22 protein-coding genes are annotated in these 21,217 nt (G+C 40.4%); 12 read left to right on the forward strand and 10 right to left on the reverse strand.

The window, feature by feature from the left end; translation table 11 throughout:
* The first annotated feature begins 14 nt into the window (after positions 1–14).
* On the forward strand, positions 15–227 hold the full coding sequence (locus IPI59_00710; protein ID MBK7526092.1) for a hypothetical protein: 213 nt from the start codon (positions 15–17) through the stop codon (positions 225–227).
* Here the strand turns inward: IPI59_00710 and IPI59_00715 are convergent.
* Positions 220–2,628, reverse strand: a complete 2,409-nt coding sequence (locus IPI59_00715; GenBank protein ID MBK7526093.1) for a hypothetical protein — start codon at positions 2,626–2,628, stop codon at positions 220–222. The two genes, IPI59_00710 and IPI59_00715, sit on opposite strands and share 8 nt — an antisense overlap.
* A 170-nt stretch (positions 2,629–2,798) precedes the next feature.
* Positions 2,799–2,942 carry a hypothetical protein gene (locus tag IPI59_00720; protein MBK7526094.1) on the reverse strand — a complete coding sequence of 48 codons (144 nt, stop codon included), beginning with the start codon at positions 2,940–2,942 and terminating at the stop codon, positions 2,799–2,801.
* A 91-nt stretch (positions 2,943–3,033) separates the two neighbouring features.
* On the opposite strand from IPI59_00720, the gene IPI59_00725 reads away from it, so the two are divergent.
* From IPI59_00725 to IPI59_00760, 8 genes are all read left to right on the forward strand, one after another.
* Entirely contained in the window at positions 3,034–3,666 is a 633-nt protein-coding gene (locus tag IPI59_00725; GenBank protein ID MBK7526095.1) for a hypothetical protein, read from the forward strand.
* Positions 3,667–3,805: 139 nt separating this feature from the next.
* Positions 3,806–4,177 (forward strand): hypothetical protein, encoded by a 372-nt coding sequence (locus tag IPI59_00730; GenBank protein MBK7526096.1) that lies wholly within the window; start codon positions 3,806–3,808, stop codon positions 4,175–4,177.
* Between the two features lie 6 nt (positions 4,178–4,183).
* A complete protein-coding gene (locus IPI59_00735) occupies positions 4,184–4,840 on the forward strand; it encodes a sigma-70 family RNA polymerase sigma factor (protein ID MBK7526097.1) in 657 nt (218 codons plus the stop codon).
* 27 nt (positions 4,841–4,867) lie between these two features.
* A complete protein-coding gene (arsC, locus tag IPI59_00740) occupies positions 4,868–5,239 on the forward strand; it encodes an arsenate reductase (glutaredoxin) (protein ID MBK7526098.1) in 372 nt (123 codons plus the stop codon).
* Between the two features lie 158 nt (positions 5,240–5,397).
* Positions 5,398–5,631: a thioredoxin family protein gene (locus IPI59_00745; GenBank protein MBK7526099.1), complete on the forward strand. Its 234-nt coding sequence runs from the start codon at positions 5,398–5,400 to the stop codon at positions 5,629–5,631.
* 92 nt (positions 5,632–5,723) lie between these two features.
* A complete protein-coding gene (locus IPI59_00750) occupies positions 5,724–5,987 on the forward strand; it encodes a DUF2024 family protein (protein MBK7526100.1) in 264 nt (87 codons plus the stop codon).
* Positions 5,988–6,047: 60 nt separating this feature from the next.
* A complete protein-coding gene (locus tag IPI59_00755; protein MBK7526101.1) occupies positions 6,048–6,671 on the forward strand; it encodes a winged helix-turn-helix transcriptional regulator in 624 nt (207 codons plus the stop codon).
* Positions 6,659–7,390, forward strand: coding sequence for a YggS family pyridoxal phosphate-dependent enzyme (locus IPI59_00760; protein MBK7526102.1), 732 nt, complete (start codon positions 6,659–6,661; stop codon positions 7,388–7,390). The genes IPI59_00755 and IPI59_00760 overlap by 13 nt, the downstream gene beginning before the upstream one ends.
* 45 nt (positions 7,391–7,435) lie before the next feature.
* Here IPI59_00760 and IPI59_00765 read toward each other — a convergent pair whose 3' ends face one another.
* The 4 genes from IPI59_00765 to IPI59_00780 all read right to left on the reverse strand — a co-directional run bounded on the left by IPI59_00765 (position 7,436) and on the right by IPI59_00780 (position 11,108).
* Positions 7,436–8,728, reverse strand: a complete 1,293-nt coding sequence (locus IPI59_00765) for a serine hydroxymethyltransferase (protein ID MBK7526103.1) — start codon at positions 8,726–8,728, stop codon at positions 7,436–7,438.
* A gap of 62 nt (positions 8,729–8,790) precedes the next feature.
* On the reverse strand, positions 8,791–9,627 hold the full coding sequence (locus tag IPI59_00770) for a hypothetical protein (protein ID MBK7526104.1): 837 nt from the start codon (positions 9,625–9,627) through the stop codon (positions 8,791–8,793).
* A gap of 297 nt (positions 9,628–9,924) precedes the next feature.
* Entirely contained in the window at positions 9,925–10,770 is an 846-nt protein-coding gene (locus tag IPI59_00775) for an acetyl-CoA carboxylase carboxyltransferase subunit beta (GenBank protein ID MBK7526105.1), read from the reverse strand.
* Positions 10,771–10,775: 5 nt separating this feature from the next.
* Positions 10,776–11,108, reverse strand: coding sequence for a DUF3817 domain-containing protein (locus tag IPI59_00780; protein ID MBK7526106.1), 333 nt, complete (start codon positions 11,106–11,108; stop codon positions 10,776–10,778).
* A gap of 339 nt (positions 11,109–11,447) precedes the next feature.
* Here IPI59_00780 and IPI59_00785 point away from each other — a divergent pair, with 339 nt between their 5' ends.
* The 3 genes from IPI59_00785 (at position 11,448) to IPI59_00795 (ending at position 16,201) form a co-directional block, all read left to right on the forward strand.
* The gene (locus IPI59_00785; GenBank protein ID MBK7526107.1) at positions 11,448–11,822 is read left to right on the forward strand and encodes an MGMT family protein; all 375 of its coding nucleotides are present in this window, start codon (positions 11,448–11,450) and stop codon (positions 11,820–11,822) included.
* A 175-nt stretch (positions 11,823–11,997) separates the two neighbouring features.
* Positions 11,998–12,339, forward strand: coding sequence for a hypothetical protein (locus IPI59_00790; GenBank protein MBK7526108.1), 342 nt, complete (start codon positions 11,998–12,000; stop codon positions 12,337–12,339).
* A 157-nt stretch (positions 12,340–12,496) separates the two neighbouring features.
* Positions 12,497–16,201, forward strand: coding sequence for a sel1 repeat family protein (locus IPI59_00795; GenBank protein MBK7526109.1), 3,705 nt, complete (start codon positions 12,497–12,499; stop codon positions 16,199–16,201).
* A 35-nt stretch (positions 16,202–16,236) separates the two neighbouring features.
* On the opposite strand, the gene IPI59_00800 is transcribed toward IPI59_00795, so the two are convergent.
* The 4 genes from IPI59_00800 to IPI59_00815 form a co-directional block, all read right to left on the reverse strand.
* Positions 16,237–17,118 carry a glycosyltransferase gene (locus IPI59_00800; GenBank protein MBK7526110.1) on the reverse strand — a complete coding sequence of 294 codons (882 nt, stop codon included), beginning with the start codon at positions 17,116–17,118 and terminating at the stop codon, positions 16,237–16,239.
* Between the two features lie 201 nt (positions 17,119–17,319).
* Positions 17,320–18,396, reverse strand: a complete 1,077-nt coding sequence (locus tag IPI59_00805; protein MBK7526111.1) for a hypothetical protein — start codon at positions 18,394–18,396, stop codon at positions 17,320–17,322.
* A gap of 173 nt (positions 18,397–18,569) precedes the next feature.
* Complete coding sequence (mnmE, locus tag IPI59_00810) at positions 18,570–20,051, reverse strand: tRNA uridine-5-carboxymethylaminomethyl(34) synthesis GTPase MnmE (protein ID MBK7526112.1); 1,482 nt, start codon at positions 20,049–20,051, stop codon at positions 18,570–18,572.
* A gap of 149 nt (positions 20,052–20,200) precedes the next feature.
* On the reverse strand, positions 20,201–20,920 hold the full coding sequence (locus tag IPI59_00815; protein ID MBK7526113.1) for a UMP kinase: 720 nt from the start codon (positions 20,918–20,920) through the stop codon (positions 20,201–20,203).
* Positions 20,921–21,217 lie beyond the last annotated feature (297 nt).

Here is a 21,217-nt window from a genome sequence, read left to right on the forward strand (position 1 = left end):
TACAATATTTAAAAATGAACCTGCCTAAACTTATTGAAAATATACATTACTATATTGACAAAGAAACGGGCTTACTTACATTTACCGAACTATACTTAACCGAACGCAATTATTGTTGTAAAAATGGCTGCCGGCATTGCCCTTACGGATACAAAAAAACAAGTTCGGGCAAAATTAATGACAACAAAAATAAAAGCAAAGAAACCGAAAACGAGCCAACTAACTAATAACAGCTATTTTGGCTACTTGGGTTTGTTGGCCGGTGGCATCCACGCTAAAAACTAAATAAATACCACTTTTAACGCGCCGGCCTTGGTAGTCGGTGGCATACCAAACAGCTTGCGTGCCAAGTGCGTAAGTTTCATAAACTAATTGGCCATTTACATCGGTTATTTTTACATTGGCATTGGCCGACAGCCCATTAATGGCTATGGGGCCTATGTATTGGGGCCTCACCGGATTAGGGTAAACCAACACACCACCGGGGTTTATGGCGCCCTCAGTGGCATCACTTTTAAAAGATATAATGCCTTTGTCGGTAGCAATAATTACCTCGCCCGAATTTGGCTCAATGGCAATTGAAAAGACATAATTTGAGGGTAGCGGACTATTATCGGTGGTGTAATGGGCTATTTGTTGCGAGCCATCGGCGTTTAGTAAAAATAAGCCGCGCTCGCTGCCTATCCATTTGCGGTTAGCGCCGTCAACGGCAATGGCGGTTACGGTTTCGTTTTCCAATAAATAGGCGGGGTAGCCATCAACCTCAATAATGGGTTTTACTGTTTCGCATTTGCCTTCCATAACGGCGTAAGGGCAGTAAATAACACCCACCCCCGATGCCGTTCCGAGCCAAATAGCTCCGTCTTTATCTTTGGCCATGCAGTAAACTATGTCCGAGGGCAAACTGCCTTGGTCTTGCACATTTGTAAGGACGGCATAGTTATCGTCTGTGGTATTTTCAAGGCTTGTGCCGTGGTTAAATACAATAAGGCCTTTGTTGCGGGCAACCATCCATTTTTGGTTGTAGTCATCAACCAACATGCCATACACGCTGTTAAGGCCGGCGGCATCGTCTGCTAACTGATACGATTGCCAATTGCCGTTTGCTTTTTTACAGGCGATAATGCTATAGGCGCCAAAATTTGTAACCCATAAATTGCCTGCCGCGTCATAGTCTAATCCGGATATCCGGAAAGAGTTTGGGTCGCCCAAGGCAGATTCTAAAGTACTCCCTTCGTTATTGGTTATTACTTTAAACTGTATATCATCCGGATTTGCATAATTACACTCAACCAAGCCCCATCCGTAAGTGCCAAAATAAGCTATAGGGCGTGCGGGGTCAAAGGCGGCGCAAATATAGTCGTAGGTGTTTTGTAAGGTGGGCGTTAAGTTTTGGTTATAGGCAGTCCATGCGCCGTTGTTATACCTAAATATGCCCGTTGGGTTAAAGGTGTAGTTCCAACCCGAAGTAATACTGCCACCAACCGTCCAATAGTTTTTGTTGTGTGCATAAACGGCATATACCGAGTTGTTTAAGGGTCCGGGTGGATAAATGCGGTTGCCATACGAGCCATCTTTGGTAACAAATATTAAACTTGCCCAGTTGTCGGCCACCCAAAAATTGCCATCGGGTTGGCGGTATAAACTTGCCGGGCGTTGCATTAACCAATGGTAAGTGGTATCTGCTTGCTGGTTTTGAGGGTTTAGGGTAATTAGTCGGCGGTTTATCACGTCTTTGCCTTTATACAGCCACTCGGCCCAGTAAATTTGGTTGTTAGTGGTGTCGGCGTTTATTATTTTAATGGTGTAGCCCTGTTTCGATTTGTATTGACTGGCCCAAAGTTGTAATTTAGGGTTGTAACTAACTACGTTACTACCTATGGCTGTCCAAAATAAATTGTCAGAAAAGGTAACGCAATGTGAGGTTTGGTTTTTAGTAGTATCTAAAGGGCAGTAAACAGTTTGCCAAACATTAAAATTGCTTAGGTTAGTGCTGTTTAAATTAGCCCTATAAAATCCGTTAGCGGTAGCCGCCCAAATTTCGCCCCCTCCGGTTGCAACGTTTTCAATAGGCAGCGGCATATTGCCATCGTACAAAACATAGGTGTCTTTAAACTCTTGTTTTACCAAATCGAACACTACAATTCCAAAATTAAACGATAAATAAGCAAAATCGCCCGAGGGGTGTACGTGTGCTAATTTTTTTTGAGGCGCTATGAACGAGCGTTTTATGTCAGAAATATTCCGGATAGTGGCGTTGTTTTGCAGTAAGTCAATATTTCCGGAGTCGTAAACAATTAGCAATGTTTTAGTTGGCTCGTGCCAGTTCAGGCCAACAATATTCATTTCTGAAAGGCCTTCAACGGTCGAATAAGTTGTTATTTCGTGGGTGTTAATGTCGTAGCTAAACAAGCCTGTTTGCGTGCCAGCATATACCATTTGGTTGGTAACGGCAATGGCATTTACCAAGTCGTACGCTAAGTGCGAGCGCCATTGCCCAATTTTTAAAGGCTGTGCGGGCAGGTTTAAAACGGTAAAGCAGCCGCCAAAAATTATAAAAATGGCAATATAGCGAACTAAATGTGCGACAGTTGCGCTTGTTTTTTTCGAGCAAAAAAGTAATATCATAAAATACAGAATAGCCAACAAAATTACGGAAAACTACTAAGTTTGGTTTGGTTTAGTTTTTTTCAAGGATGCAATGTAAATACAAAACGTTGCAAATTTGCCCCCTTGTTTAGTTTTTTGTGGCCAAACTGCTTGCTGATTATTTAAATCCAAACCCGGCAAAGCTTAGTTTACCGCAATAAAGTAAGATTGCCTTTTTGTATTTCGGTTAATCCGGATAAAGGATTGGGGTAGGTCAGCATATAATCATAGCACACTTTTACCCAAGCGTGGGCAATATTTCTTTCTTTTTTTGTAACCTTTTTGTTTTTCACTTACTCAAATGGGGTATCAACAAGAAAATTATACGAATAAGGAAAATCAAATACATTTTTATAAAACAAAAAATAATAATTTAAATTCAACATGAAACACTTTAAATTTATTGCACTTCTTGCATTTGTATCGTTAATTTTTTTACAAGGTTGCAAAAAAGAAGAAGCCATTGACCCACTTACCACACCCGCTTATTATTCTTTAAAAGATGCCATGCGCAAACTATGGGGCGACCACATGAAGTGGACCTACTCAACTGTTGATGCCTATTACCACAACCAAAGTGGGTTGCAGGCACAACTTGACCGCCTATTGCAAAACCAAAAAGATATAGGTGCTGCCATTGTGCCTTATTACGGGCAGGCTGCCGGCGATGCTTTAACTGCCTTGTTAACCACCCATATTCAACAGGCCGTTCCTGTACTGGCCGCCGCCCAAGCAAACGACCAGCCCGCTTTAGACAAAGCCCTTGCCGATTGGTACGCCAATGCTAAAGAAATTGCCAACTTTTTAACCGCTGCCAACCCAACAAACTGGCCGGCAGCCGATATGGAACACGCCACCAAACACCATATAGAGCAAACCACCACTTATGCCGTTGATTTGCTGAAAAGCGACTATACAAACGCAGTAACCCACTATGATGAAGCTTTTAACCACATGATGGACACTGCCGATTTGTTGGCAAAAGGAATTGCCCTTCAGTTCCCCGATAAGTTCTAACTCATTCACCTACTCACGTTTATATATCCGGAGGATTTCCGCTGCAAAAAAGAAAAACTCCGGATACTTTTTTACCTCGCAAAACCCAGCTCAAACAAAAATAAATAATCGTTCAGAAAAAAAATTAAAATAATTACAAATGAATAATGCATCTTTAACCCAAACCTTCAACTTATTGAAATATACTTTTGGTATTGTGCCCATTGTGGCCGGCACCGACAAGTTTACCAATTTGCTTACCAACTGGGAGCAATACATTAACCCTTCTATTGCCAGCATCTTACCCTTCTCGGCCTCTGTATTTATGATGATTGTAGGTGTTATTGAAATAATTGCCGGCATTATAGTACTCATAAAAACCGAAATTGGCGGCTACATAGTTGCTGCATGGCTTACCGTAATTGCCTTAACTTTGCTGGCCGGATTTAACTACTTAGATGTAGCCGTAAGAGATTTAGTAATGGCTATTGCGGCTTTATCTATGGCTCGATTATCAAAAATTGTAGCATAATAAATTATGAACACCTATTCCAAATTAACAGAAATAGAAATAATTTCGCGAATTTTACAAGGAGAAAAACCGCTTTACGAAATTATTGTAAGGCGGTTTAATCCGACCTTGTATAAAATTGGACGCTCGTACAACTACAACCACCAAGACACCGAAGATTTAATGCAAGACACCTTTGTTGATGCTTATAAAAACCTTAAACAATTTGAAGGACGTGCCGATTTTAAAACATGGATAATCCGGATAATGATGAATAATTGTTTCCGGAAAAAACAAAAATATAGTTTTAAAAACGAATTATCAACCGATTATAACGAAACCGCTATTCCTATGTTTAACAACTCACAAAACGACGGACACCAATCATTTCAAAATCGCGAATTAGGTTTTATAATTGAAGATGCTTTGGGTACAATTCCGGAAAATTACCGGATGGTATTTTCTTTACGGGAAATAAACCAATTAAGTGTGGCCGACACCGCCACTTTGCTCAATATTAGTCAGGCAAATGTAAAAACACAACTTAACCGCGCTAAGGCTATGTTGCGAACCGCAATAGAAAAATCGTATTCGGCGAACGAAATTTTTGCATTTAACGAAATTTATTGCAACGCCATGGTAAATAGGGTAATGACAAAATTAAACGATTTAGATGGCCAATAATTTTTAAACTCGATAACAATATTAAAAATGAAACAAAAAACAGAAACAGATCCGGAAATAAAAATTTACCACAACCCGCAATGTAGCAAAAGTTGCAGCACGTTGGATACGCTACACGAAAAAGGCATAAATCCTCAAATAATAGACTATTTAAACCATCCACCAAGTAAAGAAGAGCTATTGGAAATACTGGCCATGCTTAATTATAAACCCTTGGCATTGATTAGAACAAACGAACCCCTGTTTCAACAAAAATACGAAGGGCATACCTACACAGACGAGCAATGGATTGACATAATGCTACAACACCCCGAATTAATAGAGCGGCCTATTGTAGTTGCCAACGGCAAAGCAATTATTGCCCGCCCGTTAGAAAAATTGTATTCTTTATTGCAATAAACGCAAGTCCTTGTAGCAAATGCCGCTCTAATAGGTTAAAAACACACCATTTGTCAAAAAAAATTAGTTTTTTTGAAATTTTATTTGTTATTGTTAGGCATCCTAACTATATTTGCACCGGCAATATTGCCACAACCCACTTTAATATTTAATATATAATGACAAAATCAGTTTTTTATCATGCAGGTTGCCCTGTTTGCGTAAGTGCCGAGCACGATATTATTACCCTTATTGGCGCTAACAACGTTGAAATAGTACATATTGGCGAAGCTCGCAGCAGAATAGACGAAGCAGAAAAAGCAGGTGTAAAATCAGTTCCCGCTTTGGTAACACCCAACGGAAATGTGTTGCATATTAACTTTGGCGCTTCTTTGGCCGATGTAAAAGGTTAAAAAAAATTTGCCCCATTAAGTTAGGACAACTACCTTTGTGGGGCATTTTTAATTGTTTATTGTATTTAAATCCAAAAATTAAATTTACCAAAATGAAAGTAGCAGTTTGGGACACCTATGTAACAAAAAAAGACAGCACAATTATGCACTTTGACATTATTGTGCCTGCCGAAACAGAAGATTCGACCGTTATTTACAACTACGGCAAAGAATACTTGAAAACCAAAAACCAAGAAGGGCAACCTCTTACATCAAAAGAATGCAAATTTTGCCACATTCAAGCAGTAAAACCTCAATGGGAAACCGAAATTATTGAAAATGGGTACTTTATTTATGAAATGGAAAATTGTGGCTAACAAAAACCACTTAAATTACAATAGTAGTAAATTAGATAGCGTGCAAAATTAAACCCGGATATGACAAAGTCGGACTTTGACTTAACACACCAAAACCAAACTATAGAAAGCAAAATTATAGCCTCTTTAGAAAGGATAGCTCAATCTTTTAGGGTTTTGTTGTGGCAACAAAGTATAGCGTTTTCGTTAAGCCCTATTCAGGTGCAGGTTTTGATTTTTTTGTTGCACCACAGCACCGAAAAAAGAAAAGTTAGCTACCTTGCCGACGAGTTTAACATGAGCAAAGCCACCATTAGCGAAACCATAAAAACCTTAGAACAAAAAGAACTTATAGCCAAAGAATACGAACAACACGATACCCGAAGCTATATTATTAACCTTACCGCAAAAGGCAAAATAATTGCCTCTAACACCTCGCTGTTCACAAAAGAAATCCGGATACCAATAGACAAATTGCCCCAAAGCGATAAAGAAAATTTATTGCTAAATTTGTTCGATATTATACACCACCTAAATCAGTCGGGTATCATTACCATTCAGCGAATGTGTACGACCTGCTCTTATTATCATCCTGCAGAAAACCAAGAGCAGCAACATTTTTGTAAGTTGTTAAACCGCGAACTGTTTGTTAAGGACCTCCGGATTGATTGCCCCGAACACAACCTCAAAACATGGACGATATAATTGCCAATATCAATCAAATAAATAACCGGATTGAGCTTGCCTGTCAAAAATCCGGACGAAATCGCAGCGAGGTAAAATTGCTTTTAGCTACCAAAACAGTTTCGCCCCAAAATATAAAAATTGCCTTAAACGCCGGGCAAACATTAATTGCCGAAAACAAAGTGCAGGAGCTTAAAGATAAATTTGAAGCCCTTAAAGAAACGCCGCACACCACTCATTTCATTGGCCATTTACAAACCAACAAAATTAAAGATGTTTTAAAATGCAACGTGTCGTGTATTCAATCGCTTGACCGCATAGACCTGGCCGAAAAACTACACCAACGTTTGCAATTTGAAAACAAAACCATAGAAGTATTAATACAAGTCAATACATCAAACGAAAAAAGTAAATTTGGAGCCAGCCCCGACCGTGTTATTGAGTTGGTAAAGCAGGTAGCCCAATTTGAAACCCTAAAAATAAAAGGTTTAATGACAATAGGTTTATTTAGTGCCGAAACCGAAAAAGTGCGCGCATGTTTTAAACTGCTAAAAAATATTCAACAACAAATTATTGCCTTAAATATACCCAGCGTAATTATGGAGGAGTTGTCAATGGGTATGAGCGGCGACCTCGAAATAGCCATAGAAGAACAAGCCACCATTATAAGAGTGGGTACTGCTATTTTTGGAGCGCGGGTTTACCCCGACTCTTATTATTGGAATGAAAATAAAAACTAAACCCGGATTAAATTATTTGGCACTATTGAAGCGGTGGTTATTATTTTACCAGCTAAATAATGGGAAATTACCCATAAAGTCGTTGATATTGTTTCTAATATCGGCCAAAAAGGCTTCATCATCCGGATTTTGAAGCGCGGTATCAATCCAGTCAACTATTTGAGGCATGTGCATTGTCTTAAGCCCGCGCGAGGTTATGGCCGAGGTTCCAATTCTAATTCCGGAGGTAATCATGGGTGAGCGTCCATCAAATGGCACCATATTTTTATTTACGGTAATATCGGCCTTGCCAAGCGCAATTTCGGCCTTTTTTCCGGATATATTTTTGTTGGTCAAATCAATTAGCATCAAATGGTTATCAGTACCACCCGAAACAATATGGTAGTTGCGCTTTAGCAGTTCGCTGGCTAATGTTTGGGCGTTATTAATTACCTGTTGGCAATACTGGGCGTACTGGTTGGTAAGGGCTTCGCCAAAGGCGATGGCTTTTGCGGCAATAACATGCTCAAGGGGGCCGCCTTGCGTTCCGGGAAAAACAGCACTATCTAAAAGGGCGCTCATGGGTTTGGTTTCGCCTTTAGGGGTTGTTTGCCCCCAAGGGTTATCAAAATCTTGCCCCATTAAAATCATGCCACCGCGCGGGCCGCGCAAGGTTTTATGTGTTGTAGTGGTAATGATATGGCAATATTGCAGCGGGTTACTAAGCAGCCCTTTGGCAATTAGGCCAGCGGGGTGGGCAATATCGGCCATTAATAAAGCCCCAACCGAGTCGGCAATAGCTCTGAAAGCGGCGAAATCCCAATCGCGCGAGTAGGCCGAGGCGCCACAAATAATAAGTTTCGGCTTTTCGGTGCGGGCTTTATCGGCCACCATGTTTAAATCAACGCGGCCTGTACTTTGTTCAACGCCGTAAAATGTTGGGCGGTATAATTTGCCCGAAAAATTGACTGCCGAGCCGTGCGTTAAGTGGCCGCCATGCGAAAGGTCGAAGCCCAAAATAGTATCGCCGGGTTTTAGGCAAGCCAACATAACGGCTGCATTTGCCTGCGCTCCTGAGTGGGCTTGCACATTGGCGTAAGCAGCGCCAAACAAAGTTTTTGCCCGCTCAATAGCTAAATTTTCAATTTCATCAACTACTTCGCAACCACCGTAATAGCGCCGCCCGGGGTATCCTTCGGCATATTTATGTGTTAGCACCGTGCCCATTGCTTTCCGGGTTTGTGGGCTAATAAAATTTTCTGATGCTATTAGTTCAATACCGCGTATTTGTCGTTCTTCTTCTTTCGAAATTAAGGAGTAAATTTGGGTGTCGTAAAACAATTCGTTGCTAATTTGCATAATACCTAAGGGGGGCCGGCAAACGGCAATTTGGTGAAAATTATGATGGGTTTATTTGGTGCTTAGTTATTTTTAGGTTTTTGTTGCTGGTTTTTGTAGTTTTCGCTATTTGGTTGTTGTTGGCCATCTTTTGGGGTGTCGCGCATGTGCTCGGGCAGTGTAACAGGGGCTTTTTCAATGGCGTTTTGACTTTTTTTATTTTGTTCTATATCAATAATAGTTGATTCGGCCTCATTAGTGTTTTTATCTAACGACTTTTGAACCGTTTCCAATTTAGTTTTCATTTCGTTTAGTTCCTTTTCAATTTGTGCTATTTTAACTTTCATTTCGTCTTGTTCTTGTTTTATACTTTTACGCTCGCGTTCAAGTCGGTACAAGGCCATGCGCGACTCGTGCAAACGTTCGCTAATTACTTTAAGTGACGATATCCGGGCAAAATTAAAGACATAAGTTGAAAAAGTATTAAATTGCTGGGCATGTGCCATTGGTTCTAAAAATGCGCCACCTAAATCAACATAAATGCGCATAAAAACTCCTTTTTCTAAAGGCCCGTCTGAAAAAGTAGTGTACACATCAAATTCGTGGTCGCTAACTTTAAGCATCCGGCAGTTGTCGGCAAATAGGTAGTTGCCCGATTCGTGTTTTTTTGTGGTTGTTCTTCCGCCCATGGTATCTAACACTTCGTTCCATTGGCTTAGCACCTCCTCTATATTACCTAAGGGTACATTTACCTGCAAATATGGCTGCACACCTTTTATCATGGCACCCTTGCCAATAGTCATTTCAATAGTTGGTGGGCTTTTAAGTTTGCCTATTATGCTCTCGGGCAAGGCCTCGGTTTGTTTTGTTTGGGCTTGTATATTGTTATTATAAGTGTTGCCTATTGTATATAACACCATTAATGTTAACAGCTTACACATTAACAAACAATAATTTTTAACTCTAAAGAACAACATGGTATATTGTAATTAAATTAAACGTGTTAATGACTAAAAGAAATTGGTTTTTTCGTATGATTATTTTTTTTAAACGAGGTAAAACCTATTATAAAACAGTAGGAGAAACGGGTGTAAAGTTAAGTAAATTACTATAATTTGTTTCTTCAGTGATATGTTTGGTTAAAATTAATAAATAGCAGATGGCAAAAGTGGTTTTATCCGGATGGAGATATTGGCAAACCATTTGCGAAACAATTATTAATTCTTAAAATACATCAAAAGTTTAACTATTCTGCTTTTAAGCTCACTTCGGGGAACTATCATGTCTAAAAATCCATGGTCTAATAAAAATTCTGCCGTTTGAAAACCTTCGGGCAAATCGCGTTTTATTGTTTCTTTGACCACACGTGGGCCGGCAAACCCAATTAGTGCTTTGGGCTCGGCCATATTAACATCGCCAAGCATGGCAAACGAAGCCGATACACCGCCGGTAGTGGGGTTTGTCATTAACGAAATATAGGGCAATTTAGCATCGCTAAGCAGGGTTAGCTTTGCCGAGGTTTTGGCCATTTGCATTAACGAAAACGCCGACTCCATCATGCGCGCGCCCCCCGATTTAGAGATAATTAGCAAAGGTAATTTATTTTTAAGGCAATGGTCTATTGCCCTCGATATTTTTTCGCCAACTACCGAGCCCATTGAGCCGCCAATAAATTCAAAATCCATACAAGCCACTACCAATCCATGCCCTTCAACTCGGCCAACGGCTACTTGCATTGCATCATCTAATTGGGTTTTTTGTTTGGTTGCTACTAAACGCTCGGCGTAAGGTTTTGAATCGTTAAACCCTAAAAAATCTACAGGTTGTAAATTGGTAATAATTTTCTCGCACGATTTTTCATCAAAAAGTATTTCAAAATAGTTGTCAGAACTAATTTTATCGTGGTAGCCACAATGCTGGCAAACAAACAAGTTAGCTTTTTGTATGCGGTACATTGTAATTTGCCCGCAGCCATCACATTTTATACTCGATTTGTCGGGAACACTTTTGCGTTCTTCGGCACGGGTGAAAATATTTTTTTGTATGCGTTTATACCAGCTCATAAATTTTACTTTTGGTTTTTACTTTCAGCTAAATGGTGCATTGGGCTAAAAATAGTTTTGTCAATATAAAAAGTGCCAAAGGGCAAAAAGCACGAAATTAACACTTTTATCGTTGTTTTAAAAAATGACCAGTTTTGAAGGGCTGCAAAACGCAGCACGTAAACAACAAAAAGTATTACTAAGGCGCCATGGATAGAACCTATCACTTGCACCCATTTGGGATTTTGCCATATATATTTAATTGGCATGGCAACGCCTAATAATACCAACAACGATAAGCCTTCTAAAAATCCAAGCAGACGCAAACGTCCAATCGCTGAGTTAAAATATCGAATCATTAATTATTTCTTTCAAGATTGAGAATAAAATGTAATTTAATTCTTATGTGCTTTAAATCTTCACAACAATCCGGATATTGGAAAAAAAATTGGCTTTAGATTAAATCACACAAAAAAACCTGCAAAAATACGAGCATCGCGCTTTGTTTTGTTACGAAACGGCAAAAAAATAACAAAATCAGTTAATTATTAGCTTTTTTGCCCTAACAAACTCAAAATTAAGGCAATATAGCTTAAGTTTTACAAGCTGGCACAATATTTTTAGACTACATAAAACATTTGTTTCATTAAAAAGGTTTATTTTTTTAGTCCAAAAGCAAATTACCGTACTTTTACCTTATGAATAGTACTTCTAAACAGCACAAATCTTCGTTTTTTGACCAAGTGTATATGGTTGTCCGCCTCGTGCCTTATGGCAAAGTAACAAGTTATGGGGCTATTGCGCGGTATATTGCTTCGGGTGGTAGCAGCCGTATGGTTGGATGGGCTATGAACAGTGCCCATACTGTGATTGCAAACCCTGTTCCGGCACACAGAGTTGTAAATCGAAATGGGGTGCTTACGGGTAAACAGCATTTTGGGCATCCGTTGGCCATGCAAAATCTACTCGAAAGCGAAGGTGTAAAAATTGAGAATGATACCGTTTGTCATTTTAAACAAATTTTTTGGGACCCATGTGTAGAGTTGCCGCCTATTGAAACCTTAAACAATTAAATAATATACTTTTAACCTACAACAAGAAGGAGATAGGATAATCTAAAACCCAAAGACTTTAGCACTTAACCTTAATCTCAGGGTTATTTTAGCGATAATTTTATCCGGAAAACAGTTTTTTTATATCTTTGTAGGCAATTAATTGCATTTGTTTTCATTTTACCAATTGTACCTTATGCACACTGCACCCGATTCTTGGAACCAAACCGATTTTTTGGCCTTTTTATTGGTTTATGCTGGCCACACCGACTTTGAGTTTTCGGCACGCGAACAGCAATTTGTTATTGAGCAAACCAACGAAGAAGCGTGTATTAAAGCGCTTAATTTATACCGCCTTCAATCTGACTACGATAATATTGAAACGATTGAGCTTAATATAAACCGTTTTTACACCACACAAAGCAGTCGCGAGCAGTTGTTTACCCAAATAAAACAGCTATTTGAATCTGATGCAGATTTTTCGACTATAGAGAAAAATACCTGGCGCATATTGCACCATATTTTAGACGACGAATAAGAAGAAGAAAAACAGGTAAAACGAGTAATACCCACCAAATAAAGCGTTCGCTTAGTTTTTCAGTTAACATAACTTTACTTAACATAGCACTTTAGTATAGTTGTACTATGCTGCGTTATCTTTGCAGTATCAATACAAGCTAACATAAATTATTGCTATGGCCAATGCCAATATACCTAACCCCTTGTTGCCGCCATTGCACCCGCCCCAATACCTGCTACTTTTCGAGCGATTACTGAGCCGGCTGGCACAACACAACGAAGGGTTTATTATTGGCGTTGATACGCATTTGCGCATTCATAATTTATTAAATGCCTTAGCCGATAAACCCACCACCACTTATCAGTTAAAGTACCTGTTGTCGCCAATTTTGGCTACCAATCCCGCACAACAAATTCGGTTTTACCAAATTTTCGACGAAGAGCTTCAAAGCTACAACCTGCATGTAAGCTCTAACGCCCCTGCTGCTCCTCAAAACAACAATTTAAACTATAATCGTAGCAATAATAGTAAACAGCAAGATGCCAATAAGCACTGGTTTGAAAGAATAAGCAGGTTGATACCCAACTGGCGGCAATTTTTATCCGGATTTGGCATTGCTGCCCTGTTTATAGCCGTGCTTTTTTTTGCTTGGTGGTTGTTTTTTAAAAACACATCCGAAAATCCAAACGAAAATCCACTCAATTTAACCAAAGGCAGTACCGCCAATAAAACCACCCTCGAACCACCCCCCAATACCGTACAAAAATTGTTTCATATTGAAGGCATTAATACTGACGATTTTGTACAACACAACGAGTTAGCCGATTTAGATAATAATACTTTTCATAGGTTAAAAAAATATTTTCCTTATTTAAAATGGCTAATTTTATCCGGATTATTGATTTGGTTCATCCGGCGCGAGTTCAATCATTTTAAAAACCGCAAACTTTTAATCAATATTAAACCACATACACGGCATTTGCCCACAGAAGGGCAGGCAGCAAACCACACCAAATCCACTACTGCACAACCCATACAATACCCGCCAGCAGTTTTGCAAAATAGTTGGCCTTCATTTTTTACCCTCGCACAAAAAATGCGTTTAAGGCAACAACACCCCTCCAATCAGTTTGCCATTGAACAGAGTATTGCAGCCACCATAACCCATATAGGATACCCGCAATTGCGTTATAAATTAGGAAGCCGACAAACCGAGTACCTAATTTTAATAGCTCAACAACCCAATACAAATAATAACCACAACAACGACCATTTGCATCATTGGTTTGGGCTGTGGTTGCAACAATTAAACGCAAAACAGGTTTTTTTTGAGACCTTTACTTTTAATTACCAGAACCCACTATTTTGCCAATATGGGCAAAGCGCATCAAATAATAATAAACCCAGCCAATATTATTACCAAACCAATACTATTGCCCTGGCCGAGCTTTGTTACCGCTACCCACACCACCATATTTTAGTGTTAGCTAATGCAAGTCTGTTGTTTAATGAGCCTGTAAGCACAATAGTGCAATGGGCCGAACTATTGGCAAACTGGCCTCAAGCCGCCATTTTAAGCCCAATATGGACGCAACAAGCCTTGCAAACCGCCGCCAAATGGCAACTACCTGCCTTACCTGTACACCCTAACGCGTTGGCATGGCCACATCTGCCCGTACCTAAGGCCATTTTAACGCCAAGCAACCAAGCTTATATACTAAACCAACAACCAAACGCAGAAAGTTTAGAACAGTTAAAACAGCAATTTCCGCCCTTTGTTTTTGACGTTTTATGTGCGTTGGCAATACTTCCTCAATTAAATTGGCAATATTTTAGGCCCTTGGTAAACTTAATTTCAACGCACCATGATAACAATGATAATATTGAGATTAAAAAAAGTGACGAAGCGGCTATTTGGCAAAGCCTGCTGCCTTTGGTTAGTTTGCCCTGGTTGCAGCAAGGCAATATTCCGGAAATTTGGCGTTTGGCGTTGGCACCGCAGCTACCGGTGGAGTTATCGCAATTAGTGCGGGCAAATTTAATCTTATGGCTGGCTCCCAATAAAAACAAGACAGATGAGGCAGAAGGAGCACCAAATTCAACAACCCATTTTTTCAACCATAATTGGTTAATTACAAGCGCCGCAGGTAAAAATCCGGATGCAGCAGCTACCAATAATGAAACGAACCATGAAAATAGCAATTCTCCATCATCATCACCTTCATCATCGGCGGCTTACCACACAAGTTTTTATTCAAATAAGAAAGCCAATAACAATACTTGGGCATTGTTACAATTTCGGTATCTTACGCCATGGTGGTCGGTAAAAAATAAACGCATCAACTGGCCTTGGCAACAGTTGGCGCATTGGTACCGCCAGTATTTTCCGCAGTGGTGGCAGCGGGTTAGCCTTAGAACTGGCTTGTTTTTAGTAGTTTTGGCTTTTATTTGGCAAGGCTTTTCATGGATAGAAGATGGTCCGGCAAAAATTGCTGCCGACCTCGCCAAAGCAGAGCAATTATACCTCAACAATCAATTCGACAAAAGTTTGGCCTATATGTATCACCATCGCGAATCGCCATTTTTTACCAGTTATGCCAACTATTTATGCGCCGATATTTTACTCAATGGTTACGGCAAACTTCCCGCCGACACAACAAGTGCCCTGCCTTTTTTGTTAAAAGCAGCCCAAGCCAACAACCCCGAAGCAGCTTATTTATTAGGAACATGGTTGGCTGACGGCATACATTTTCAAGAAGACCATGTGCAAGCAGATGCCCTGTTTGCTATAGCTTTTTCCGGATTGAGCGAAAAGGTTGGCACCTCGGCTATTGCAGCCAAACTCCTGACCGAAATGTATTTGCGAGGCAGGTATGGCTACGTTGACCAAGAGGCAGCATTGCAAACTTTACAAATTGCAGTAAGTAAAAATTACGCCCAAGCACAGTATTTATTAGGTCGGTTGTATTACGATGGTTACGCCGTAAACCCCAGCGAAACCGAAGCATTAAACTGGTTTACAAAAGCCGCGCAGCTTGGCTACCCGCCCGCAATGCAGGCTTTAGGTACTTATTTAGGAATGGGTATTGCGGGTAAAAAAAGCAACGAAGAAGCCATTTATTGGTTAGTAGCCGCCTTAAAAGCCGGAGACGAGGGGGCGGCAAATGCACTTAGCAATTTTATGCAACAGCATTTAGCTCAAAATGCCAACAACAACGAAGCCCAAATTACGGCCTTATTTGCACAAATTGCCAATGCAGGTTTTGCACCCGCACAAAATAAAATGGGCTTCGCCTACGAAAAAGGGATAGGCGTTGATGCCAATTTAAAAACCGCATTTGACTGGTATCTAAAAGCTGCTGAACAGGGCTATTTGCCTGCTCAAATGAACTTGGGCTATTTTTATAGCCATGGGCTTGGCATTACGCAAAATTATACCGAAGCTTTTAAATGGTACAATCAGGCGGCGGCGGCGGGCAACGCCGAAGCACAAAATAATTTAGCCTATTTATACGACATGGGTTTGGGGGTAGCAAAAAACGACCAACTGGCACTAAATTGGTACATGCAAGCAGCCACACAACACAACGCAGTTGCCCAATATAATTTAGGGCATCTATATTTGCGGGGCAAAGGTGCTGCCTACAACGCCAAAGAATCGTTTACTTGGTATAAAAAAGCAGCCGAGGCGGGTTATGCACCAGCTTTTACCGAAATTGGGTATGCTTACGAGTATGGAATTGGAGTTGAACCCCAATTTGACGAAGCCATAAACTGGTATAAAAAAGCAAAAACAGCCAATCAACCGCGCGCCGCTGCTTTATTAGACAGCCTGACAGAAAAAGTTAATCAAGTGCGGCAAGATGAAACACCAAACTAATTAATTGCCGGATATTTAGCCGGATATTTATTTGTTTAACCACAAACCGTTGCAATTTCGAACCGGTTGTGAACAAAATTATCGCGCTTATTTATTTTATTTAAACTGCGCAACAAAACCAAAAAAAACACCGACAACACGCTAAAAAATAAAATTGCTATTTGCCAACTTGCCGTGATACTTGCGCTTGAAACAGCCATCAATACAGCGACAAACAGCGCCATAAAACAAAGGATAAAACATATAACCAAACAAACTTTTAAGGCCTTACCCGCGTAGGCAGCAAACATTTGCCAGGCCAATTGCCATAAACCCCATACCGAGTAATTTGTTTTTCCGGCCATACGTGGCGTTTGCTCTAAATCTAAAATATGGCTTTTATAACCTTGCAACAAAGAAAGCGCAGCTCTAAAATTAAATTTTGCCCCAGGCGGTAATTCTGTTGTTTGTTGTATTAAATCTTTTATTACTTTTTGGCTATACCAACCAAAATTTGCAAGGTTGGGGTTTTGATTTGTACGTGTTAAGGCGGCAAATAAAAAATAAAAAATTTGACCCCCTAATTTCCTGTATTTATTAACTGTCCGATGCTGCCGGCTTACCCAAACCCAATCAGATGCCGTGTTTTGAGCCGTTTGGTGCAGCAAGGGCAAATAAGCCGGATTGTCTTGTAAATCGCAATCAATAAGGGCAACCCAAAGGCCACGCGCCTGCGTAAGTCCTGTTAAAATAGCGGTATGTTGGCCTACATTTTGGGCTAAGCGAATGCCGCGCACTTTTCCGGGATATTGTTTGCACAGCGCTTCAATTACAGCCCACGAGTTGTCGGGACTATGGTCATCTATTAAAATTAGCTCTACTAAAGGGTTAATTTGGGTGGCGTAGTGTAAAGTTTCGCGTACTAATTGAGGTAGCATTTTAGCACCATTATACACGGGCGATATGACAGTTACAACTAAACCCGATTCAGATATATTGACCATTGCGGGTGCAAAATTGATAAATTTCGGGCATAAAATATCCGGATGGGCTTATTTTGGCGCATCCGGATAAAAAAAATGACAGTGATGATATAATTAAAAAGGCATCATAGGTTAACAGTATTATGTTCTAAAAACCTATGGTAAGGTAAGCAAAAAGCCAATGGTAAAATTGGCATCCCAGTCAAAAACAAATTGTTTGCAATTAGTAGCATCGGCAATAGCTTTGTAAATATTTACGCCGGCCTTAACTTTAGCTGCCGTTTCGCTTGTGTAGGCATTGGGCAGGTTTAAAACGGTATAACGTTCTTTGCCGTTGCGAATTTTTTTGGCCAAGTCAAAGGGCACGCCGCCAATAATAAAACAGGTAGCGCGCTGCCCCGAAGGTATTCCCATAGATTTACTTTTTACTTCACTGTAAACCGTTTCATCGGGGGTATTACTTTGAAAATATTTTGACCCCGACGCTTCAATTGTTTTTATTTTGCCGCCCTCGCTCCAGGCAATTTTAGTATTAGCCGAGCCAATATCAACCGCAAATGATTTGGCGGCATAAGTAGCGGGCACAACGCTTTTGTAGGCCAACTCAGCCTCTTTTTGTGGGGTAACTTCGTTTACAAAATAGCCCATACCTTTTAGTACTTTGGTAATTTTTGTCGTAACATCGGCTTTGGCAGCTCCCGAGCTTACAACAAAATGAATGTCTTTGCCGCTTACACCAAAATCAAGCATTGTTGAAATATATTTTCTTAATCCAGACTTAATGTCCTCGTCAGTTGCCATGTTTTCGTGTACTAAGCTGGCGCCAAACTCCGATTTTTTAAGCTCCCAGTTTTTTTGAGCATCAACATTAATAATAAACGAGTTAAAGCCAGTCGAGCCTAACTCAACAACGCCCTTTAATCGCCCGCCCGATGGTGCAGCGGGGGTATAGGCAAATGGTGTACCGCGTTGCTGTTGCTGCGCAGCTGTGCTGCCGCCGCCTGCATCAGTAGTAGTGGTATTATTGGTAGTAGTAGTTGTGGTGCTGCTTCCCGTGCCTGTTGGCGAGCCTGCATCTGTTGTGGAGTTTGCACCACTGCCGTTAGTTTGCTCGGTTTTTGGGGCACCGACTCCACTTAAGATATTTGGAAAGAATTTGCGCACCAAAAAGAACAGGCCAACAACAATAGCTACAAAAATTAAAAGTTTTGATAGGGGGGTTAAACGACTCATATTTTTTTAGATTTAATTTAAAATACATCCGGAAGTTTTTTCCGTAAATACGCTATTAATTTCCGGATATTGCAAATAGTTCCATAAAAACTCCGGAAAGATACGAAAAATATTCAGGTTAAACCTTAGCTGGGCAGATAAATCTATGATTTAAGCTAAAGAAAGGCAATTTTCTATTTGCCAATACAAAATTTTGAAAAAATAGAGCCTAAAATATCATCCGGAACAATTTCGCTGCCGGTTATACTTCCTAAATGATAAAGTGCATCCCTAAGGTGGTGGGCTAACAAATCGGTGGTGAGTTTTGCCTTGATACCGCTTTGTACTTCGTTAAGTGCTTGGCTGGCGCGTAAAAGTGCTTCGTAGTGGCGGGCGTTGCTAATTACCATTTGGCTGGCATTATTTAAGGATTGATTTTCTAAAACAAGATTGTATAAAGTTTGCCGTAGTTGGCCAAGCCCTTGGTGATTAAGTGCCGATATTTGCAAAAAAACGTACTCAACTGTTTTTTCGGCATTGAGGTTCGTATTGCTTGTTTGCGGCAGGTATTTTAAGGGGTCAATGGCGGCGTTTTGGGGGTATTGCTTTTGCCAGGCATCTAATTTGTTGGCAACAACCAAACATTTTAGCCCCGATACTGATTGCGGCAAAGGTAATTGCATTAAATCGTCTTTTACTTGGGCGGGTGTAGTTAGCACGGCATCAAAAAGGTAGATTAAAACGGCAGCTTGTTCAATTTTTTGGTAGGTTTTTTGCACGCCCATTACTTCAATGGCATCTGTTGCTTGCCTAATTCCGGCAGTATCTATTAGCCTAAACGAAACGCCATTAATGTGCAGTACCTCTTCGATGGTATCGCGGGTAGTTCCGGGAATATCGCTTACAAGGGCACGTTCTTCGTTAAGCAGGGCATTAAGTAAGGTTGATTTTCCGGCATTTGGCCTTCCGGCAATTACGGTATTGACACCATTTTTTAAAGCATTACCCAAACTAAACGAACTCCGTAGGTTTTCAATATTTTGTTGCAAGTCGGTTACTAACTGTTTTAGTTGGGTGCGGTCGGCAAAGGTTACGTCTTCTTCGGCAAAGTCTAATTCAAGTTCAATTAAGCTGGCAAAATGTATTAAACTTTGGCGCATAGCTTGCAGTTGAAGGGCAAACCCGCCGCGCATTTGTTGCATGGCTACGGCGTGTGCCCCTTCTGACTCGGCGGCAATAAGGTCGGCAACGGCTTCGGCTTGTGCAAGGTTTCGTTTGCCATTTATAAAAGCCCGCAGGGTAAACTCGCCCGGCTCGGCAAGGCGGGCACCTTGTTGCAGTATGGCAGCTAAGGCTTGCCGTAAAATGTAGGGCGAGCCGTGGCAGCTAAACTCTACGGTATCGTGGCCGGTATAGCTATGGGGTGCTTTAAAGATGGTGGCAAGTGCTTCGTCTAAAATCTGCCCGTTAGCACTCATTAACAAGCCAAAATGTACCGTATGCGAAGGCAGTGCCGATAGTTCCACGTTTTTTTTGGAGTTGGGCAGTTTAAAAATGGCATCGGCAATAGGCAGGGCTTTAGCCCCCGACACTCGCAAAATGCCCAAAGCGCCTATTCCGGAGGGAGTTGCTATGGCGGCTATTGTATCGTCGGTTAAATTGTGGTAGGCCGGCATATTTTAAAATAAAACAGGGCGAGGTGAAGCATAAAAAATAAATTGACACCAAATATAGAAATTATTGCTTAAAAAGTGTGCAATTCTTTCTGGATAGTTTGTTCCACACTTTACGCTTCAATCAATAAGGTTTATGCCTTATAATAAGGTTATTTGCTAACTAAAGTGCCTATTTTTTCGCCTTGTATTACTTTTCTTAAATTGCCTTTTTTGTTCATGTCGAAAACTATAATCGGTACGTTGTTTTCTCGACAAAGGGCAAAGGCGGCAGCATCCATTACTTTTAAGTCTTTATTTAGTGCCTCACGAAAACTAATATTAGTATAGCGCGTTGCATCGGGAAATTTTTCGGGGTCGGCGGTATAAATGCCATCAACGCGGGTAGCTTTTAAAATTATATCGGCATTGATTTCGATGGCACGGAGGGCAGCGGCGGTATCGGTTGTAAAAAAGGGGTTTCCGGTACCGGCGGCAAAAATAATAACTCGGTTTTTTTCGAGATGGCGCACCACCCGGCGGCGTATGTACGGCTCGGCTACTTTTTGCATTTCAATAGCCGATACAAGACGAGTATATAATCCTAATTTTTCAAGAGTTGCCTGCAAAGCTAATCCATTAATAACTGTGGCTAACATACCCATATAATCTCCGGTAGCCCTTTCGATGCCCATTTTTTCTCCGGATATGCCTCTAAATATATTGCCACCGCCAATAACAATAGATAACTGAATTTGGTCAAATTTTACCACCTCTTTAATTTGCTCGGCGTATTCTAACATGCGCTCCGAGTCAATACCAAATTGCTGACTACCCATAAGTGCTTCGCCGCTTAGTTTTAACAATACGCGCTTATATAAGGATGGCGTGATGTTAGGTAACGATGTGGAGTTTGTGCTGTCCATAAATAGTAAAAAAACAGTATAATGATTAATGATGAATTATAAGTTAGAAAGAAACGGCCAATTAGGCAATTAAATAGTATATTTTTTTATATATTAATATTGCGCCGAACAAAGTAAAAGCAAATTATGCCGGATGATTAAAATGATGACTTTGGCCAATAAACTTAATAAATATAAAAAAAAGAGAACCTGCTTCGTTGTTTGCAGGTTCTCTTTTTAACTTTTTCTATATCAATAAATAATCAGAAATGAAATAAAACAACT

Source organism: Sphingobacteriales bacterium (genome assembly GCA_016706405.1).
GTDB lineage: Bacteria > Bacteroidota > Bacteroidia > Chitinophagales > UBA2359 > BJ6.

What these genes read in the sequence shown, in the direction of transcription:
- IPI59_00710 (MBK7526092.1), top strand. Translation starts at nt 15, where the DNA reads ATGAACCTGCCTAAACTTATTGAAAATATACATTACTATATTGACAAA.
- IPI59_00715 (MBK7526093.1), bottom strand. Translation starts at nt 2,628, where the DNA reads ATGATATTACTTTTTTGCTCGAAAAAAACAAGCGCAACTGTCGCACAT.
- IPI59_00725 (MBK7526095.1), top strand. Translation starts at nt 3,034, where the DNA reads ATGAAACACTTTAAATTTATTGCACTTCTTGCATTTGTATCGTTAATT.
- IPI59_00730 (MBK7526096.1), top strand. Translation starts at nt 3,806, where the DNA reads ATGAATAATGCATCTTTAACCCAAACCTTCAACTTATTGAAATATACT.
- IPI59_00735 (MBK7526097.1), top strand. Translation starts at nt 4,184, where the DNA reads ATGAACACCTATTCCAAATTAACAGAAATAGAAATAATTTCGCGAATT.
- arsC (MBK7526098.1), top strand. Translation starts at nt 4,868, where the DNA reads ATGAAACAAAAAACAGAAACAGATCCGGAAATAAAAATTTACCACAAC.
- IPI59_00745 (MBK7526099.1), top strand. Translation starts at nt 5,398, where the DNA reads ATGACAAAATCAGTTTTTTATCATGCAGGTTGCCCTGTTTGCGTAAGT.
- IPI59_00750 (MBK7526100.1), top strand. Translation starts at nt 5,724, where the DNA reads ATGAAAGTAGCAGTTTGGGACACCTATGTAACAAAAAAAGACAGCACA.
- IPI59_00755 (MBK7526101.1), top strand. Translation starts at nt 6,048, where the DNA reads ATGACAAAGTCGGACTTTGACTTAACACACCAAAACCAAACTATAGAA.
- IPI59_00760 (MBK7526102.1), top strand. Translation starts at nt 6,659, where the DNA reads ATGGACGATATAATTGCCAATATCAATCAAATAAATAACCGGATTGAG.
- IPI59_00765 (MBK7526103.1), bottom strand. Translation starts at nt 8,728, where the DNA reads ATGCAAATTAGCAACGAATTGTTTTACGACACCCAAATTTACTCCTTA.
- IPI59_00770 (MBK7526104.1), bottom strand. Translation starts at nt 9,627, where the DNA reads ATGGTGTTATATACAATAGGCAACACTTATAATAACAATATACAAGCC.
- IPI59_00775 (MBK7526105.1), bottom strand. Translation starts at nt 10,770, where the DNA reads ATGAGCTGGTATAAACGCATACAAAAAAATATTTTCACCCGTGCCGAA.
- IPI59_00780 (MBK7526106.1), bottom strand. Translation starts at nt 11,108, where the DNA reads ATGATTCGATATTTTAACTCAGCGATTGGACGTTTGCGTCTGCTTGGA.
- IPI59_00785 (MBK7526107.1), top strand. Translation starts at nt 11,448, where the DNA reads ATGAATAGTACTTCTAAACAGCACAAATCTTCGTTTTTTGACCAAGTG.
- IPI59_00790 (MBK7526108.1), top strand. Translation starts at nt 11,998, where the DNA reads ATGCACACTGCACCCGATTCTTGGAACCAAACCGATTTTTTGGCCTTT.
- IPI59_00795 (MBK7526109.1), top strand. Translation starts at nt 12,497, where the DNA reads ATGGCCAATGCCAATATACCTAACCCCTTGTTGCCGCCATTGCACCCG.
- IPI59_00800 (MBK7526110.1), bottom strand. Translation starts at nt 17,118, where the DNA reads ATGCTACCTCAATTAGTACGCGAAACTTTACACTACGCCACCCAAATT.
- IPI59_00805 (MBK7526111.1), bottom strand. Translation starts at nt 18,396, where the DNA reads ATGAGTCGTTTAACCCCCCTATCAAAACTTTTAATTTTTGTAGCTATT.
- mnmE (MBK7526112.1), bottom strand. Translation starts at nt 20,051, where the DNA reads ATGCCGGCCTACCACAATTTAACCGACGATACAATAGCCGCCATAGCA.